This window comes from Vibrio sp. OPT18, assembly GCF_015163615.1.
In the GTDB taxonomy this organism is placed as follows: domain Bacteria; phylum Pseudomonadota; class Gammaproteobacteria; order Enterobacterales; family Vibrionaceae; genus Vibrio; species Vibrio coralliirubri.
Genome location: NZ_JADDYK010000060.1, coordinates 381,501 through 398,525 on the forward strand (window position 1 = coordinate 381,501; position 17,025 = coordinate 398,525).

At 45.5% G+C, this 17,025-nt stretch carries 19 protein-coding genes; 4 read left to right on the forward strand and 15 right to left on the reverse strand.

Annotation, left to right across the window (positions count from 1 at the left end):
- Positions 1-63: 63 nt before the first annotated feature.
- The 11 genes from acpS to rpoE all read right to left on the reverse strand — a co-directional run bounded on the left by acpS (position 64) and on the right by rpoE (position 9,483).
- Positions 64-444: a holo-ACP synthase gene (acpS, locus tag IQQ51_RS16695; RefSeq protein WP_193841618.1), complete on the reverse strand. Its 381-nt coding sequence runs from the start codon at positions 442-444 to the stop codon at positions 64-66.
- A 78-nt stretch (positions 445-522) separates the two neighbouring features.
- Positions 523-1,260: a pyridoxine 5'-phosphate synthase gene (pdxJ, locus tag IQQ51_RS16700; RefSeq protein ID WP_048605801.1), complete on the reverse strand. Its 738-nt coding sequence runs from the start codon at positions 1,258-1,260 to the stop codon at positions 523-525.
- Entirely contained in the window at positions 1,257-1,985 is a 729-nt protein-coding gene (gene recO / locus IQQ51_RS16705; RefSeq protein WP_019826299.1) for a DNA repair protein RecO, read from the reverse strand. The genes pdxJ and recO overlap by 4 nt, the downstream gene beginning before the upstream one ends.
- A gap of 102 nt (positions 1,986-2,087) precedes the next feature.
- Positions 2,088-3,059 carry a GTPase Era gene (gene era / locus IQQ51_RS16710; RefSeq protein ID WP_017059042.1) on the reverse strand — a complete coding sequence of 324 codons (972 nt, stop codon included), beginning with the start codon at positions 3,057-3,059 and terminating at the stop codon, positions 2,088-2,090.
- Entirely contained in the window at positions 3,052-3,729 is a 678-nt protein-coding gene (gene rnc, locus IQQ51_RS16715) for a ribonuclease III (protein ID WP_017059043.1), read from the reverse strand. Before rnc ends, era begins: the two co-directional genes overlap by 8 nt.
- A 26-nt stretch (positions 3,730-3,755) precedes the next feature.
- Entirely contained in the window at positions 3,756-4,652 is an 897-nt protein-coding gene (gene lepB, locus IQQ51_RS16720; RefSeq protein WP_017068697.1) for a signal peptidase I, read from the reverse strand.
- A gap of 245 nt (positions 4,653-4,897) precedes the next feature.
- Positions 4,898-6,691 carry a translation elongation factor 4 gene (lepA, locus tag IQQ51_RS16725; protein WP_193841619.1) on the reverse strand — a complete coding sequence of 598 codons (1,794 nt, stop codon included), beginning with the start codon at positions 6,689-6,691 and terminating at the stop codon, positions 4,898-4,900.
- Between the two features lie 137 nt (positions 6,692-6,828).
- Positions 6,829-7,299, reverse strand: a complete 471-nt coding sequence (locus IQQ51_RS16730) for a SoxR reducing system RseC family protein (RefSeq protein ID WP_048605807.1) — start codon at positions 7,297-7,299, stop codon at positions 6,829-6,831.
- Positions 7,296-8,258 (reverse strand): sigma-E factor regulatory protein RseB, encoded by a 963-nt coding sequence (gene rseB, locus IQQ51_RS16735; RefSeq protein WP_048605809.1) that lies wholly within the window; start codon positions 8,256-8,258, stop codon positions 7,296-7,298. The genes IQQ51_RS16730 and rseB overlap by 4 nt, the downstream gene beginning before the upstream one ends.
- Complete coding sequence (locus IQQ51_RS16740) at positions 8,255-8,878, reverse strand: sigma-E factor negative regulatory protein (RefSeq protein WP_048605810.1); 624 nt, start codon at positions 8,876-8,878, stop codon at positions 8,255-8,257. Before IQQ51_RS16740 ends, rseB begins: the two co-directional genes overlap by 4 nt.
- 26 nt (positions 8,879-8,904) lie before the next feature.
- Positions 8,905-9,483: an RNA polymerase sigma factor RpoE gene (gene rpoE, locus IQQ51_RS16745; protein ID WP_008223963.1), complete on the reverse strand. Its 579-nt coding sequence runs from the start codon at positions 9,481-9,483 to the stop codon at positions 8,905-8,907.
- A gap of 389 nt (positions 9,484-9,872) precedes the next feature.
- Here rpoE and nadB point away from each other — a divergent pair, with 389 nt between their 5' ends.
- Entirely contained in the window at positions 9,873-11,489 is a 1,617-nt protein-coding gene (gene nadB / locus IQQ51_RS16750) for an L-aspartate oxidase (RefSeq protein WP_017059049.1), read from the forward strand.
- 101 nt (positions 11,490-11,590) lie between these two features.
- Here the strand turns inward: nadB and IQQ51_RS27870 are convergent, their stop codons facing one another.
- A complete protein-coding gene (locus IQQ51_RS27870) occupies positions 11,591-12,010 on the reverse strand; it encodes a protein YgfX (RefSeq protein WP_321166766.1) in 420 nt (139 codons plus the stop codon).
- Positions 11,958-12,218, reverse strand: a complete 261-nt coding sequence (locus tag IQQ51_RS16755) for a succinate dehydrogenase assembly factor 2 (protein ID WP_004735374.1) — start codon at positions 12,216-12,218, stop codon at positions 11,958-11,960. Before IQQ51_RS16755 ends, IQQ51_RS27870 begins: the two co-directional genes overlap by 53 nt.
- 167 nt (positions 12,219-12,385) lie before the next feature.
- Between IQQ51_RS16755 and ygfZ the strand changes: the two genes are divergently transcribed.
- From ygfZ to IQQ51_RS16770, 3 genes are all read left to right on the forward strand, one after another.
- Positions 12,386-13,357, forward strand: coding sequence for a tRNA-modifying protein YgfZ (gene ygfZ / locus IQQ51_RS16760; protein WP_193841620.1), 972 nt, complete (start codon positions 12,386-12,388; stop codon positions 13,355-13,357).
- A 4-nt stretch (positions 13,358-13,361) separates the two neighbouring features.
- Positions 13,362-13,823 (forward strand): aminoacyl-tRNA deacylase, encoded by a 462-nt coding sequence (locus IQQ51_RS16765; protein ID WP_048605859.1) that lies wholly within the window; start codon positions 13,362-13,364, stop codon positions 13,821-13,823.
- Positions 13,824-14,385: 562 nt separating this feature from the next.
- Complete coding sequence (locus IQQ51_RS16770) at positions 14,386-14,592, forward strand: DUF1107 domain-containing protein (protein ID WP_009847660.1); 207 nt, start codon at positions 14,386-14,388, stop codon at positions 14,590-14,592.
- Between the two features lie 111 nt (positions 14,593-14,703).
- Here IQQ51_RS16770 and IQQ51_RS16775 read toward each other — a convergent pair whose 3' ends face one another.
- Positions 14,704-15,927, reverse strand: coding sequence for an FAD-dependent 2-octaprenylphenol hydroxylase (locus IQQ51_RS16775; protein WP_193841621.1), 1,224 nt, complete (start codon positions 15,925-15,927; stop codon positions 14,704-14,706).
- An 11-nt stretch (positions 15,928-15,938) separates the two neighbouring features.
- Positions 15,939-17,025 (reverse strand): 2-octaprenyl-6-methoxyphenyl hydroxylase (gene ubiH, locus IQQ51_RS16780; RefSeq protein ID WP_228012930.1); only part of this gene is annotated, 1,087 nt, incomplete at its 5' end.

Genomic DNA, 17,025 nt, shown 5'->3' on the forward strand with positions numbered 1-17,025 from the left:
TCATGAGCTCTGCTTTTTTCTGTCTAGTGCCTAGAGCACTAGATATAAAGTAGCGATATCTGTTTACGATTCGAGTAACACCGTTGCCACTGCATAGTGGCGCTCATCCGAGATAGTCAAATGAATCGATGTTGTGCCATTCGCCTCTGCGATTTCACGCGCTTTTTTATGCAAGCGCAGAAGTGGCTTGCCATGCTCATCGTTTGAAATCTCAAAGTCGTGGAAGGTCACACCCAGCGCGATCCCCGTGCCCAACGCCTTAGATGCCGCTTCTTTGGCAGCAAAACGTTTTGCAAGGTAACGCCCTTTTTGCTTGAGTTGCTGGAATACTTCAAATTCAGAATCGGTCAAAATACGCTGAGCAAAAGCGTCACCACTTCGTAACAATGCCTTTTCAACACGTTCAATTTCCGCGATATCTGTACCTAATCCAACAACAGCCATGCTTACCCTACTACTAAACTTCTATCTATTAATTCTACTAATTCGTCGCTTACGACTTAACGCTTACGGTTTAGAAAACTAAGCGTTGTTGCGTGCTGTTTCCATCACGGCTTTCATGTCTGCAACGGCTTTGTTCAAACCATCAAACACTGCACGTCCCATGATCGAGTGACCGATGTTCAGCTCGTAGATCTCAGGAAGAGCCGCAATTGGGGCTACGTTGTGGTAAGTCAGACCATGACCCGCATTGACAGTGATACCAAGATCGTCCGCGTAGCTTGCGCCTGCAGCAATCTTTTTCAGCTCATCTTGTTGGTCTTCTTCTGTTTTAGCATCCGCGTAATGGCCAGTGTGCAGTTCAATGAACGGTGCGCCACACGCTTTTGCTGCGTCGATTTGCTCACGGTCAGCATCGATAAACAGAGACACCTTAATGCCAGCAGCAGACAGTTTTTCCGTCGCAGCTTTGATCTTTTCAAGTTGACCAACCACGTCTAAGCCACCTTCAGTGGTCAGCTCTTCACGCTTCTCTGGAACCAGACAAACAAACTCAGGATTAGTATCGAGGGCAATTTGAACCATCTCATCCGTTACTGCCATCTCCAAATTCATACGAGTTTGAAGTGTTTCAGCCAGAATACGTACATCGCGGTCAACGATATGACGACGGTCTTCACGCAGGTGAACAGTAATGCCGTCAGCACCCGCACGTTCAGCAATTTCAGCTGCGTGTACTGGATCTGGGTATTTAGTACCACGTGCATTACGTAGTGTTGCAATATGGTCGATATTAACGCCTAAAAGGATTGAGCTCATTTTCCAATACTCCGTGCTCTAGAGAGGGCTATTGTTGGCATAAATAGCTCTCTACTTTTTAATGGTTTGCCGCCAAGATACGGCTTTAAGGCTATGCGTGTAAAGCGTTTTGCCGCTTTTAACTGCTCTTTAGTGATAAACCTACGTTCACTGATTGCGATAAGTTCATCGCCCATAAAAGTCAGGTTGTCTCGACGCACCGAAGCGATGAAACCTTTCTGCTCTCGATAGCGATAAGTCATGCTCGGATCGATCGCTTCGCCAGTGCCCGCGCAGTGTAAAAAGTCGACGCCATAACCCATAGCGGATAATAGAGCCAGCTCAAAGCGACGCAGTGCTGGCTCAGGATTATCATTATGCGCCAGCTCTGTTAAAGCATGAAGATAGTCGTGAAAAAGTGCAGGCATCGGTACTTCCGCCATCAATACGCGACCGATAAGCTCGTTTACGTACATGCCTGAATACAGATTAATACCGGCGAGAGGAAGCCCCAAGCTGATGGGTTCAGCTTGGCGTAAGGTTTTCATCGACCCATTACCAGACCACTTAAGCAGTAGCGGCGTAAAAGGTTGTAATGCACCTTTCAAGTTGGAACGCTTGCTGCGAGCGCCTTTAGACATCAACGTCACCCGACCGAACTCTTCGCTGAAGACGTCCAAGATCAGGCTCGACTCACTGTATGGTCGACGGTGCAACACAAAGCATCGCTGTAACCCTTCGCTCAATCACTTACCCTTATTACAGATACAAAAAGAGAGAGTTCGCACTCTCTCTTGGATTTATCTTCAGTTCAACTTTCTTAATCTCAGAAAGTGACGTTCAATATATTATAGATCGTCGATGTAGCCTAACGAGCGAAGTGCACGCTCATCATCAGCCCAGCCAGATTTAACCTTGACCCAAGTCTCTAGGTAAACCTTACGGCCGAATAGCTCTTCCATATCGATACGCGCTTCACGACCAATCGTTTTGATCTTCTCGCCCGCTTTACCAATCACCATTTTCTTCTGACCTGTACGCTCAACAAGAATCAGTGCATTGATGTGGAAGCCATCGTTATCTGGGTTGTAATCGAAACGTTCGATTTCAACCGTTACCGAGTAAGGTAGCTCATCACCCGTAAAGCGCATCAGCTTTTCACGGATAATTTCAGAGGCCATAAAACGTTGCGAGCGATCAGTCACGTATTCTTCAGGGAAGTGGTGTGTCGCTTTAGGTAAATGTTCACGTACGTGCTTACGCAGTACATCAATGTTTTTACCTTGCTTCGCTGAGATTGGCACAACGTCAATGAAATCCATCTTCTTAGAGACTTCCATCATGTGCTGCATCACGTTAGTACGGTCTTGAACGTTATCTACTTTGTTGATGCAAAGTACAACTGGGAAGTCAGTCTTCTTAAGTTTGTTCAGAACCATCTCATCGTCGTCAGTCCAGTGAGTACCATCGACAAGGAAGAATACTAGGTTTACATCACTCAGTGAGCTGTTCGCCGCACGGTTCATCAAGCGGTTGATGGCACGCTTTTCTTCAATATGAAGTCCAGGAGTATCAACAAAGATCGCTTGGTAATCACCCTCAGTTTCAACACCCATAATACGGTGACGTGTCGTCTGTGGTTTACGTGATGTAATAGAAATCTTCTGACCCAGAATATGGTTCAGAAGCGTCGACTTACCTACGTTTGGGCGACCGACAATAGCGATGAAGCCACAGTGTTGGTTTTCCGGTAGGCCTGTTTTTTTGCTATCAGATGAAAAGAATGCATCGATATCGAAATCTTGGTTGTTATCAGACATTGCTTAATTGCTCTAATGCTGTTTCAGCAGCCGCTTGTTCTGCCTTGCGGCGGCTAGTGCCTTTACCGATAACAGGTTTATCCACACCTGCCACTTCACACTCAACCGTAAACTCTTGGTTGTGTGCTTCACCTTTAATATTAGTCACTGTGTAGACAGGTAGAGGATTTCTTCGACCTTGCAAAAACTCTTGTAGGCGAGTTTTCGGATCTTTTTGAGATACTCCAGGCTGAATAGCATCTAGGCGAGATTGGTACCAGCTTAAAATAATGCCGCGAACCGTCTCGGTATCACTATCTAAATAGACAGCGCCGATGATCGCTTCAACCGCATCCGCTAGAATAGAATCACGACGGAAACCGCCACTCTTCAACTCACCTGGACCTAATTTTAAGTAATCTCCTAGTTCGAATTCACGACCTAGTTCTGCCAATGTATGACCACGTACTAATGTTGCGCGCATGCGGCTCATATCACCTTCGTTTACCTTAGGAAAACGGTGGTAAAGATCATCAGCGATAACAAAACTTAAAATTGAATCGCCCAGAAACTCAAGACGTTCGTTATGTTTACCTGCGGCGCTGCGGTGAGTCAGCGCCAAGTGGATAAGATCGGCATCATTAAACTGATAGCCAATCTTTCTCTCTAGTTTATCAATTGGAGAATTCATGCTCTCTCGATGTGTTATGTGATCGATTAATGAATCCCACCGATGCGATTAAAACGCACACCAGTAGGAATCCATGTTGGAAGTACACTGTCTGAACCGCGTTCAAACTCGAAGCTGATCCAAATAGCAACGGCCTTACCAACAAGGTTTGCTTCAGGGACAAAGCCCCAGTAACGGCTATCGGCACTGTTGTCACGGTTATCACCCATCACAAAGTACTGGCCTTCTGGAACGACCCATTCGTTAACACCATTGCGAGGCTGATATGCTTGCACACGATCACGGCGTAATGGGTTAACTAAAATCTGGTGCTCTACGTCTCCAAGCTGTTCGTTCAGCTGAATCAGAGGCACACCATCTTGAATAAATTGGCTCTCTTCAACATTACTTAGTTTCACTGGTTCACAGCTACTTGTACCCTTCGCCTGAATACAGATTTCTTTACGACTGCTGTAGCGAATCGTGTCACCAGGCATACCAACAACACGCTTAATGTAGTCGATGTTTGGCTGAGGTGGGTACTTAAATACGATTGAATCACCGCGTTCTGGCTTGCCTGTTTCTACCAATTGAGTGCGCCATACTGGGTCTTTTAGACCGTACGCGTACTTCTCTACCAAGATGAAATCACCAACCAAAAGGGTTGGCATCATCGAGCCAGAAGGGATTTGAAACGGTTCATAAATAAATGAACGCAGAACCAAAACAAATGCAATTACCGGGAAAATGGACACACTGTTCTCAACCCACCAAGGCTGAGCCGTAACTTTTGCGCTGGTTTCAGCGTCTAGGCCATTCGATTGTGCTTCAACGTCAGCAAGTTTTTGCTGGCGCTTCTTCGCCCACACAAACTTTTCCAACGCCCATACAATGCCGGTCACTAGAGTTACGATCACTAAGATAAGCGAAAATGTATTAGCCATTGATATCCCTTAAATTTCATTTCTTTAAAAATAACGAAAGTGAAAGAGTATAACCCTTTCACTCTGCTTAATATTTCTAATCTGTATCAATCATGCTGACTAAATGCTGGGGAGATTACGCAGGAAAAATCGTTTAGTTCGAGGCGCAAAGTGCAGTGACTAGTGGGCCTAATTGCAATCTTTGCAACAAAGAAATAAACGATTTTAACCAGTAATGTTCAGCAGATAGTTAGTGCGATTGATACCTAGTCTTTACCAACATGAAGAATTGCTAAGAATGCTTCTTGAGGCAGTTCAACGTTACCGATCTGCTTCATACGCTTCTTACCTTCTTTTTGTTTCTTAAGAAGTTTCTTCTTACGACTGATATCACCACCGTAACATTTTGCGATTACGTTCTTACGCAGTTGTTTCACTGTAGAACGAGCAATGATGTGGTTACCAATCGCTGCTTGAATCGCGATATCGAACATCTGACGAGGGATGAATTCTTTCATCTTCTCTACCAGTAGACGACCACGAGACTGAGCAATATCTTTGTGCGTAATGATCGCTAGTGCATCAACCGTTTCGCCATTCAGCAATACGTCTACACGTACCATGTTTGATGGCTCGTAACGTTGGAAGTTGTAATCCAATGATGCATAGCCGCGAGACGTTGACTTCAGACGGTCAAAGAAGTCTAGAACAACTTCTGCCATAGGAAGGTCGTACGTTACAGCAACTTGGTTACCGTGGTAAACCATGTCGACTTGTACGCCACGCTTCTCAACACACAGTGTGATTACGTTACCTAGGTAATCCGAAGGTACCAGGATATTACAGCGTGCAATTGGCTCACGAATTTCTTCTAGGTCATTAACCGCTGGCAGTTTAGCCGGGCTATCAACGTACAGAACTGTTTTATCTGTTTTTACAACTTCATACACTACTGTTGGAGCAGTTGTGATTAGGTCTAGGTCGTACTCACGCTCTAGACGCTCTTGGATGATCTCCATGTGAAGCATTCCTAAGAAGCCACAACGGAAACCAAAACCAAGTGCTGCTGAACTTTCCGGTTCGAAGAACAGTGATGCATCGTTCAGGCTTAGTTTGCCTAACGCGTCACGGAAGTTTTCGTAATCATCAGATGATACAGGGAATAGACCTGCGTATACCTGAGGCTTCACTTTTTGGAAACCAGGTAGACGTTCAGTGCTGCCGCCTTTTGCAAGCGTCAACGTATCACCAACTGGTGCACCTAGGATGTCTTTAATACCACAAACAACCCAACCTACTTCGCCAGTATTTAGCTCAGTGGTGTCGATTTGCTTAGGTGTGAAGATACCTAGACGGTCAACACCCCAAATTTGGTCTGTCGACATTACTCGAATCTTGTCGTTCTTCTTCAGTGTACCGTTCTTGATACGAACCAAAGAAACTACGCCAAGGTAGTTATCGAACCAAGAGTCAATGATCAACGCTTGAAGAGGCGCTTCAGGATCACCTTCCGGTGGTGGGATAGCCGTTACGATGTTTTCTAGAACATCATCAACGCCTAAACCTGTTTTCGCAGAACAGCGAGTCGCTTCCATCGCATCGATGCCAACGATCTCTTCGATCTCTTCAGCAACGCGCTCTGGTTCAGCAGCTGGTAGGTCAATCTTGTTCAAGATTGGCACTACTTCCAGTTCCATTTCGATTGCTGTGTAACAGTTTGCTAGAGTTTGTGCTTCAACACCTTGGCCAGCATCCACTACAAGTAGTGCGCCTTCACAAGCCGCTAGAGAACGAGATACTTCGTAAGAGAAGTCTACGTGTCCAGGAGTGTCGATAAAGTTAAGTTGGTAAGTTTCACCATCTTTAGCTTTGTAATCTAAAGTCACACTCTGCGCTTTAATTGTAATACCACGCTCGCGTTCTATATCCATAGAATCGAGGACTTGAGCTGCCATCTCACGTTCACTTAATCCTCCACAAACTTGGATTAAGCGGTCAGAAAGGGTCGACTTACCGTGGTCGATGTGGGCGATAATCGAAAAATTACGAATGTGCTTCATAGGCTTGGTGTGACTAAACTCTTTGAATAGGGATAATAAGAAAGCCGCGACGCGTCCAATCTACAGTCAGCATTGGTGGCGGCATTTCAATCAAGTTGGCAGATTCTACCCAATTTAAGGGCAAGAAGCATCATAAATTAGACGAGAGACTCACCTAGGATTCGAATCAAGACGACTTCTTGCTTGGATTTGTCTTCCATAGGTTTGGCTAACCGCTTCGCTAAGGCAATCCCACCAGCAGTAAACAGTGCTGCACTTAAGATAACAATGCCCTCGCCCCCTTGGAGTAAGGGTTGTAACAAGAGTTGTCCAAAACCAGCACCAATCATCAACATGAAAAGTGGGATGAGATAAACAATGGCTGCCGATTGAAGTAGGCTTTTTTCTGGAAAGCCAATTTCTACGATTTGTCCGGCTTTGACTAAGCTCTTGGTTTTAAGCTGCCAAAACAAAGATTTATTGCCAACAGCCTTGGTCACAATACCCGTGCCGCAGCTTTTTTGAGAAGAACAGCTGCTACAACTGGTTTGTTGTTCGCAGCTCAATTGAACAAAGTATTGCTTACCTTTTTGTTCAACCGAGCTAACGGTCGCCAGCGCGGTCATCATTGCGCTTGTACCGATTTATTAAATGTAACTGACTGAGCAATACGTTTTGCAGTTGCCGGCGGAATGTCACCAACCACAGAGATCTCTTTATCGCCAATCACTAAGCTGTGCAAGGTTCTACGCCCTTGACGTACTAGCTGCCCTTTCAATGAATGCTCGTCTTTTTCAGCGATATAAACCGAAAAGCTAAACAGTCCATCACTGAAAAGCTGACTTTCAACCATTTTATCGGTTGCAGCCATTTGATAGCGGCTAAGCTCTTTTGACTTAAACCCTTCAGGAATCCACGAGGCTTGCCAGTTAGTTTCGCTCACTAAGCCTTCAGGCAATGATAAAACTTTCGGCAATTGAGCTTGGTTCAAGCCACCCATTGCCTCAGCAATCTTATCGTTCACCACGTAAGAGATAGTGCGGTACTGTTCAAGCACTTCGCCATCACGATCCAAAAGGTCGGCACGCAAGGGAAGACTCGTTTTTTCGTCGACCCAAACCACGTAAGAGTAGCGAAGGCCATCTTTCGGCACGACACGCAGCACTTGAGTTGTGCTACCTGCTTCACGAGAGCGCCCAACTTTCACAAAGTCGTAGTACTGATTCAGAGATTCGATATCTCGATTAATCATCGGAATAACAGGTGCAACCATGCTGCCAGACTGAATCGTAAATGGCTCTGTACCCGGTTCGATGTAGCTAACTTCATTGCCACGTCGAATGACTTCACGAACAGGGCCGCTTAGATAAACAAGATGTGCAAGTTGTTGGTCGTCGTTAACCGCATGGCGATAAACAAGAGGCTCAATACTGCTCTTCTTTATCAAAATGTAGGAGAGTTCGTAATTTAGATGCTGACTGGCCTCGTTCATTTGATGCAACAAGGCCTTTGCAGTGGTTTCCTCTGCAAAGGCTGTTGGAGACATCAAGCTGAACAGTGTCAGTGCACTGACCAGGATTTTCTTCATTCAATGTCCGATTCTAGATGTGCATCTTGCATTGGCGATGCATCACTGTTTAATCTTAGCTGCAGCTCATAATCTTCTAACATTGCATGAACGCGTTTGCGCTGCTCTTGCAAGTTAGCTTCAGATGCTGGTTTCTCAACAGAGTCACGCGTTAAGCTTACTGGTTCCGCAGAACCCGCAAATGGAATCGTCTGGAGTACAGGCAACTGCTCTGGTGCTGCAGGGTCGCTGCCACCATATTGTTGCACACCTAATACAACGGCTAATGAAACACACGCTGCCACGGCAACTTGTCCAAACTGTTGTAACCACGCCGGAAGCTGACGCTTCGCTTGCTGAGGTTTAGGCTGCTCTTCAATTGGAGCAACAGTAGGTTCAACATTAACTTGGTGCAGGTTCGACATTGAACCATGTGCAGGCTCGTTCTCAAGCGCTGCCGCTACACTATTAGCAATGTTCCACTCTGGAGTTTCTGGCGCATCCCCACGCATAACATCACCAATTAAATGGTAACTCTGCCAGGTATCCATGCTTTCTTGATCGGATTCGAGATCTACAATGAGAGCTTTATCGATCGTTTCACCATCCATGAGTGCCGAAAGCTTTTCTTTATCAGCCATTATTTTCACCATAATTATTACAAGTTCTAGCGTTGCAAAAGAGGTTTGATTTTCTTTTCCACCGCTTCACGAGCTCGGAAAATACGCGAACGTACGGTTCCTACAGGGCAATCCATTACTTCTGCAATCTCTTCGTAGCTCAAACCTTCGAGCTCTCGCAACGTCATTGCAGTTTTTAGGTCTTCTGGTAGCGCTTCAATCGCTCCAAAAACGACTTGTTTCAATTCTTTTGACAGCGTTAAGTTCTCAGGGTTCGATATTTCTTTTAACGCGCTGCCTGTTTCGTAATATTCTGCATCTTCTGCATCTACATCTGTTGCTGGCGGCCTACGGCTTTGAGCAACGATATGATTTTTAGCGGTGTTCACGGCAATTCGGTACAACCATGTATAGAAGGCACTCTCGCCACGAAAGTTAGGTATCGCGCGGTAAGCTTTAATAAAAGCTTCTTGTGCTACATCAGGTACATCACCGGAATTATTCACGTATCGAGAGATAAGATTACAAACTTTGTTTTGATACTTAACCACTAGTAAGTTAAATGCCTGCTTATCTCCACTCTGAACTCGCTCAATCAACACTTGATCGGTTAGCTGCTCGTTCATTCGAGCGGGTACTCCTATTGTTATAACCCTCACCTTCACAGATATGGGTACTAATTATGCGAAATGTAGTATTGACACCACCGTCTACAAGAGCACTATTGTGACTAAGCCAAATACCGAAAGTTCCAACTTTCTTAAAATTATTTGCCATTATTGTTTCACAATGTGATGTAATAAAAATAGCTATCCCTATCAATTTGGGGAAACTTGAGCAAAAGCAATGGTATTGAGCAATTAAATATTTCTAGATAGCTGTCTATATATTGATTTTGCATAGCGTTTAAGGATGACTCTGGAGAGATTATAACAGTCTTACCCAAACTCCTAAAACAAGACAAAGTCAATTGAGAGTGGACAACTCGACTATAGCCCGGGATTTAATAAGTTTTATGAACGCAAACCGTGAACATCAGTGTGATGTATTAGTGGTAGGAAGTGGTGCGGCAGGCTTGTCATTAGCCTTACGCGTAGCAGAACATGCAAAAGTAATTGTATTAAGCAAAGGACCACGCAGCGAAGGATCGACGTATTACGCACAAGGTGGTATCGCCGCGGTGTTCGATGAGTCGGACAGTATTGAGTCTCATGTAGAGGACACTCAAATAGCTGGGGCTGGGTTATGCGAAGAAGATACAGTTCAATTCATTGCCGAAAATGCGAAAGAGTGTGTGCAATGGCTGATTGATGGTGGTGTTCCATTTGATAAAGATGAGAACAGCACAGAAGGCCAACCAAAATATCACCTCACTCGTGAGGGTGGCCACAGTCATCGCAGAATTCTGCACGCTGCCGATGCAACTGGCATGGCGATGCAAACCTCACTACAAGATAACGTCAACAACCACCCAAATATCGAGATCTTCGAGCGCCACAATGCGCTGGATTTGATCACTGAAGATAAGATTGGTGGTTCAAAAGACAAGGTGATCGGCGCCTACATTTGGAACCGTAACCAAGAACACGTTGAAACCGTGCGCGCTAAATTTGTTGTATTAGCAACAGGCGGCGCTTCAAAGGTTTACCAATACACCTCTAACCCAGATGTTTCTTCAGGTGATGGTATTGCTATCGCTTGGCGTGCGGGTTGTCGTGTGGCAAACCTTGAGTTCAACCAGTTCCACCCAACTTGTTTATTCCACCCAGAAGCGCGTAACTTCCTACTAACGGAAGCACTGCGTGGTGAAGGTGCCTACCTGCGTCGTCCAGATGGTTCTCGCTTTATGAAAGACTTCGACGAGCGCGGTGAGCTGGCGCCACGTGATGTGGTTGCTCGCGCAATTGACTTCGAAATGAAGCGCTTGGGTGCCGACTGCATGTATGTTGATATCAGCCACAAGCCTGAAGAATTCATCACAGCGCACTTCCCGATGATCCATACCCGCTTGATGGACTTGGGCATCGATATGACCAAAGAGCCGATCCCTATCGTACCAGCCGCTCATTACACGTGTGGTGGTGTCATGGTGAATAAGCAAGGTCAAACCGACCTAACGAACTTGTATGCGATTGGCGAAGTGAGCTACACCGGCTTACACGGTGCAAACCGTATGGCTTCTAACTCACTGCTTGAGTGTGTGGTTTACGCATGGGCGGCAGCAAAAGATATCGTTGAAAACATCGACCAATCTCAATTGTGTGCTGAACTTCCTGCATGGGATGAAAGCCAAGTCACCAACAGTGATGAAGAAGTTATCATTCAACACAACTGGCACGAACTGCGCTTGTTCATGTGGGATTACATGGGCATTGTTCGAACGGATAAACGACTAGAGCGTGCATTACGCCGTATTCAGATGCTGCAACAAGAAACTCATGAGTACTACAGCTACTTCAAGGTTTCGAATAACCTATTAGAACTGCGTAATTTGCTACAAGTGGCAGAGCTAATGGTTCGCTGTGCAATGCAGCGCAAAGAGAGCCGCGGCCTACACTACACGTTGGATTACCCTGAACTTGCTGAAGACAGTGGCCCAACGATTCTGACGCCAGAGAAACGCCAATCATAATAATTGATTAAACGTTCTTAGCGAATTAGCCGTCAGCGGAAAATGATTGAACGAAAGGGAGCCGAGAGCTCCCTTTTCTTTTGTCTAACGCTTTCTTTTATCTAGCGTGTTCGTTGTAAGTTCGCCAGAAAATGACGATATTCGCGCTCGCAACAGCTGTCTCGCCAAAGCAGTACCGAATACCCACATTCAAACTGTAATTTAACGAAGAACTGCGCCCAGATTCTATCAACGAACTTGAGTCGGTAAGTTCGGTCATTGAGTCGAATATCACCATCCTCTCTGTAATCAAAACGCCCATAGGCACTATTTAGAATCACATGGTTGCTTTTGAACAAACGGATCATTAAAGCTAAGCAATAAAGGCTGGCGGCAAGTGGGATAGAAGACAGGACGATGAAAAACAAAAGGCACCCAAAAATAGTGCCTTTTGCAAATAATGCGGAATACGAAGGGTTAAGCTGAAGCTTAACGAACCTTGCTGAGGTTGTGTGCGACAATTTTATCAACCATTGATGCATGGCCTAGGTTTTCACTGCGTCCGTGTCCCATTACCCAAGTAAACAAATCTGGGTCATCACACTCTAATAGAGAAACAAACTCGCGCTGTTCCTGCTCTTGCAATGAATCAAAACACTCTTCGAAAAATGGCATGATGACTACATCAAGTTCTAACATGCCGCGACGGCAACCCCATTTAATTCGTGCTTTCTGCTCTGCAGTGTACATTGGCTATCCTCACCTATAATTTTTCTTTCTCGGAGTGTAACAAGTCATACGCCCTGCAACTACTATGTGAGTCACAGTCCCTATCTAAGCTCACAAAAAAACCTAGGCTGACAAAGAAACAGAACCGGATTAACATAGAGCCAAATAAAATTCTTAGGAAAGATAAAATGGATTGGAAAAACACATTTCAGCCACTCGCTCATACGCAAAATGAATCGCTTCCAGAACTGATGATGACACACGTGTCAGACTGGAGCGCAATCACCATGATAGGCGATGACAAAAAGTCGTACCTACAGGGTCAAGTAACGTGCGATGTCGTCACTCTTCCTAATGATGAATCGACGTTAGGCGCGCACTGTGATGCAAAAGGAAAGGTATGGAGTATCTTCCGCCTGTTCCATCACAATGGCGGTTACGCACTCATGCAGCCTAAATCTGCGATTGAAGTAGAACTGGTCGAAATCAAAAAATACGCAGTGTTCTCTAAGGTTGATATCGAGCAAACGACAGATGTTGTTATCGGTGTGATGGGCGCGTCTGCGGATCAATACATTGATTCAATTTCAGAAAGCCAAGGTAACGTGCGTGCTATCTCTGGTGGCACAGCGGTTAAAGTCTCTGGCAATCGTTGGGCGTTGCTTATTACGGAAGATGTTGCTGCAACCTTAGTATCAAGTAGCTCAGCAGAAAAAGTATCAGAAGCACTTTGGCAATATCATGAAATTCTTGATGCTCAGCCTAACCTATCGAAAGAAGAACAAAACGAGCACATCCCTCAAGCACTTAACCTGCAAGCGATTGGTGGTATCAGCTTTTCAAAAGGCTGTTACACAGGTCAAGAAACGGTAGCTCGTGCCAAGTATCGTGGCATGAACAAGCGTGAGATGCGTATTGTTTCAGGAACGACAGCAGAAGTATTGTCTCTAGAGAACCCTATTGAACTAGAGCGCAGCGTGGGTGAAAACTGGCGTGGCGCAGGCCGACTATTAAACGTCTATCAATTTGCTGATAACCAAGCGATGGGTTTGATGGTACTGCCAAACAACCTTGATGACGATGTTCAGCTTCGACTGACCGCGCAGCCCGATCAAACATGGAATATCCTGCCATTGCCGTACAGCCTTGACGACGAGTAACCACGTGGAAACGCTGATTACACAATGGCTGGATCAACAGCAGGTGAATTATCGCCTGCTGATGCAAAGCAAGCCAACCACCAGCATTGAAGAAACCGCACAAGAGCGAGGCATCGACGCCTCTCAAATGGTGAAGTGCATCCTGCTTAAGGATATGGGCAACCAGTATGCGTTAGCCTGTACTGCTGGTGACCGCTCTGTCGATCCCAAGAAAGTACGCTCGGTACTGAATTGCCGTCGAATGACCTGCGTGTCTCTCGCTGATGTTGAAGCGATCACCGGTTTTAAAGTGGGTTGTGTTGGCCCGCTCGCTCTCAAGAGACACATGCCGATCATTTTTGATCCTTCCATTCAGAACAACTCGACCGTGACCATTAGCTCGGGTGATCGAATGGCTGGCGTTGCGTTGGATCTCAATGATCTTATGGCGCTATGTGCACCGACCGTCGCGGACATCAGTCGATGATCGTTTCGAACAGAACATGCTTCGCAAACTTCATTTGAATATTTCATTGAGTACATTTTTAGTGTGAACTTCGTCATAAGAAGAACACACCATTAATAAATAGTTACTCAAAATAAAAGCATAAGTAGTCACAAAGTTAAATTTGCGTTATTGTAAATTTACTGACTAGCTATTAAGCAAATCAGTGCAAGTGAATCCACTGAGTAACATCAGTATCCACTTTTGTGTAATGCATCTGTGACTATTCGCCCGTTTTAGACGGGCTTTTTTTTGTCCGAAATTTACAATTTGATTACACAAACAAAAAAATCCCGCCTATTCTTATACTTGTAACATTATCACTGCTTAATACCGAACAGGAAAGTTCACGGCAGTTCACTACTCAGTATTATTTTGGGGAGGAGCTCACGTAAAAATAGATATTTACTGCAAAAAGTGCTTAGAACAGCACAAATATCTAATTAACGTCAACGCTACTGCATATTACTCCATGCTTATCACAATTATTATCTCGGAGTTTTTCTATAATATGCAGGCTAGGTAAATATAAGGATAATTAAGAATGAGACTGTTTAAGCGCTATACACCGAGTATGATTGCTAAACATGTAAGTCGACTTTTCAAAGGACGAATCTACATTTACGGCGTAGGAAAATTTGAGTTTGATAACGGTAAGCTAGTGCTACCAGACCGAGCAGAAAAGCGTCACTTTCAAACAGTGAAAGAAATAAATAGTGAAATCATGAAACTGCGCTGCGCGTACGCATGACCTGATTATCTGCAGAATTAAAAACAAAAAGGGTTGGCTTTATGCCAACCCTTTTTTCGTACCAATTTTCGTATCAATGATGATTCGATAAATCACCAGAACACTATGTCACTATCGATGAGTCACTGGACGCTTAGCTAAGTCAGGAAGATTGCCAGACAAACCCAGTGCGCGCTTCATGATCTCATCTTTCGCACCCGGTAATTGGCCCGCTAGCTTCATACCGATACCACGAATCAGCTTCTTAGCTGGGTTATCGCCTTCAAACAGATCTTTAAAGCCCTGCATTGAAGCAATCATTTTCGCCGCCTCTGCTTTTCTCCAGCGCTCGTAGCCGCGAAGATTACGCTTGGTGCCAATATCCTCACCCGCAGACCATAGCTTTAACAGCTCTTGCGCTAAGCTTGCTGCGTCTAATAGGCCAAGGTTCACGCCCTGCCCTGCTAATGGGTGAATGGTATGAGCAGCATCACCAACCAAAGCCACACGCTCTACCGCAAAGTCACGTGCATAACGCATGCGCAGTGGGAAGGCAAAACGATCACCAACCACTTCGCATAATCCAAGCTTTGAGTCGAACTCTGCCGTTAGCTGCTTATTAAAATCAGCATCCGACATGGATACCAGCTTCTCGGCACGGTTTGGTTCGGTAGACCAAACAATCGAGCTCATGTCGCTTGGTTGCATTGGTAGGAATGCCAATGGGCCTTGAGGCGTGAATATTTGACGAGCAACGCTGTGGTGCGGCTCTGTGGTTTTGATGTTCGCGACAATCGCACTGTGTCCGTAATCCCAATGTGTTAATGGGATATCTTGCTGCTTACGAACCCAAGAGTTTGCGCCGTCAGCTCCCACAACTAACTTAGCTGTCAGTGCTTGACCATTGTCCAATGTTAACCAAGCTTCACTTTCACCAATCGCCATCGTTTTACACGTTGCAGGCATATACAGGCTGACATTGTCTTGCTTCTTAACCTGATCAAGCAGTGCTAGTTGAATCACGCGGTTTTCAACGATATGACCAAGATTAGGCTGAGCCAAGCGTGTCGAGTCAAACTCAATACGAGCAAAGCTGTCTTGCTCCCACACTTCCATCGCTTGATAAGGTGCAGCGCGTCTTTGTTCGATACCTTGCCATGCGCCTAGGTTACGAAGAATCACTTCACTAGAACGACTCAACGCGGATACACGTACGTCAGGCAGCTCACTAAGCCCTTCGCTGGGAGCTCTGCCTTCAATGACAGCAATTCTTAAGTCACTGTCTTTCAGGGCAGCAGCAAGCGCTAGGCCAACCATGCCACCACCAACAATCGCGATATCAACACTTTGCATCATTATTTATTACCTTATCTTTCTACTAGGCCAAGCGTATGACGCAAAAGTGGACCTTTAAGTGGTGGAAGGTTATCTATTACGGCTAACCCAAGATTACGCCCAATGCGAGCGGTCATATAATCGTTTGAGAACAGGTGAACTAGGCTTGAAGTCAACGTAATCGTTGCGTCTCTGTCTTGTTCTCTACGCTTTCTAAAGTTAACAAGACCACGGTAACGACCCACATCATCTAACTGGGTACACAACTCTTCTGCCAAGGAAGCCACATCTCGGATACCTAGGTTAAAGCCTTGCCCCGCAATGGGGTGAAGCGTTTGAGCGGCATTGCCTACAATGGCAAATCGATGAGAGATATTTTGCTGTCGATGACGAAGAATCAAAGGGTAGCTCGCACGCTTGCCGACTTTCTCTAATCGGCCAAGTCGCCAGCCAAAGTCATTCTGCAGCTGCTCAAGAAATTCATTGTCGTTTAGCGTCATCACTTTTTGTGCTTGTTCTGGTGTTAAACACCAAACCAGCGATAAACGGTTGTCACTCATTGGTAATAGAGCAACTGGCCCATGATGGGTAAAACGCTCAAATGCGCGACCTTGGTGAGGTTCACTCGCCACGATATTGGCAATCACAGCAACTTGCTCAAAGTCGTGCTCACTCAATGAGATATTGAGCTGTTGGCAACAGGTTGAGATTGCACCGTCAGCAGCAACCAATAACTTAGTGGTTACAGTTTGCCCACTTGTCAGTTCAATCGTGGTCAACGCTTCTTCACGTTCAACTTTACTAACAGACTCAGGACAAAGCATGGTAATTGCCGCTTCTGATTCAAGTTTCTGCTGATAGATTCGACCCACATCCGCTAACTCGACCACGTAGCCAAGCGCATCTACAGCAAGCTCTTCACTGTAGATGTCTGTCATTCCGGCATGCCCGCGATCCGAAACATGGATATCTTTAATCGGGGTCGCGACCGGAGCGATAGATTGCCACAAGTGCAGTGAATCTAGGATCTGTACCGTGCCATAAGACAAAGCGATCGAGCGAGAATCAAACCCAGGGTGAGCTTGATGATCAACCTGATAAGGCTCCACTACTGCAATC

Excerpts from the sequence above, each read along its gene's own strand:
- nadB (WP_017059049.1), top strand. The coding sequence starts at position 9,873 with ATGAACGCAAACCGTGAACATCAGTGTGATGTATTAGTGGTAGGAAGT.
- acpS (WP_193841618.1), bottom strand. The coding sequence starts at position 444 with ATGGCTGTTGTTGGATTAGGTACAGATATCGCGGAAATTGAACGTGTT.
- IQQ51_RS27870 (WP_321166766.1), bottom strand. The coding sequence starts at position 12,010 with ATGCATCAATGGTTGATAAAATTGTCGCACACAACCTCAGCAAGGTTC.
- IQQ51_RS16755 (WP_004735374.1), bottom strand. The coding sequence starts at position 12,218 with ATGTACACTGCAGAGCAGAAAGCACGAATTAAATGGGGTTGCCGTCGC.
- pdxJ (WP_048605801.1), bottom strand. The coding sequence starts at position 1,260 with ATGAGCTCAATCCTTTTAGGCGTTAATATCGACCATATTGCAACACTA.
- rseB (WP_048605809.1), bottom strand. The coding sequence starts at position 8,258 with ATGAAGAAAATCCTGGTCAGTGCACTGACACTGTTCAGCTTGATGTCT.
- lepB (WP_017068697.1), bottom strand. The coding sequence starts at position 4,652 with ATGGCTAATACATTTTCGCTTATCTTAGTGATCGTAACTCTAGTGACC.
- ygfZ (WP_193841620.1), top strand. The coding sequence starts at position 12,386 with ATGGATTGGAAAAACACATTTCAGCCACTCGCTCATACGCAAAATGAA.
- lepA (WP_193841619.1), bottom strand. The coding sequence starts at position 6,691 with ATGAAGCACATTCGTAATTTTTCGATTATCGCCCACATCGACCACGGT.
- IQQ51_RS16770 (WP_009847660.1), top strand. The coding sequence starts at position 14,386 with ATGAGACTGTTTAAGCGCTATACACCGAGTATGATTGCTAAACATGTA.
- IQQ51_RS16775 (WP_193841621.1), bottom strand. The coding sequence starts at position 15,927 with ATGATGCAAAGTGTTGATATCGCGATTGTTGGTGGTGGCATGGTTGGC.
- IQQ51_RS16740 (WP_048605810.1), bottom strand. The coding sequence starts at position 8,878 with ATGGCTGATAAAGAAAAGCTTTCGGCACTCATGGATGGTGAAACGATC.
- rpoE (WP_008223963.1), bottom strand. The coding sequence starts at position 9,483 with ATGAACGAGCAGCTAACCGATCAAGTGTTGATTGAGCGAGTTCAGAGT.
- era (WP_017059042.1), bottom strand. The coding sequence starts at position 3,059 with ATGTCTGATAACAACCAAGATTTCGATATCGATGCATTCTTTTCATCT.
- IQQ51_RS16730 (WP_048605807.1), bottom strand. The coding sequence starts at position 7,299 with ATGATGACCGCGCTGGCGACCGTTAGCTCGGTTGAACAAAAAGGTAAG.
- rnc (WP_017059043.1), bottom strand. The coding sequence starts at position 3,729 with ATGAATTCTCCAATTGATAAACTAGAGAGAAAGATTGGCTATCAGTTT.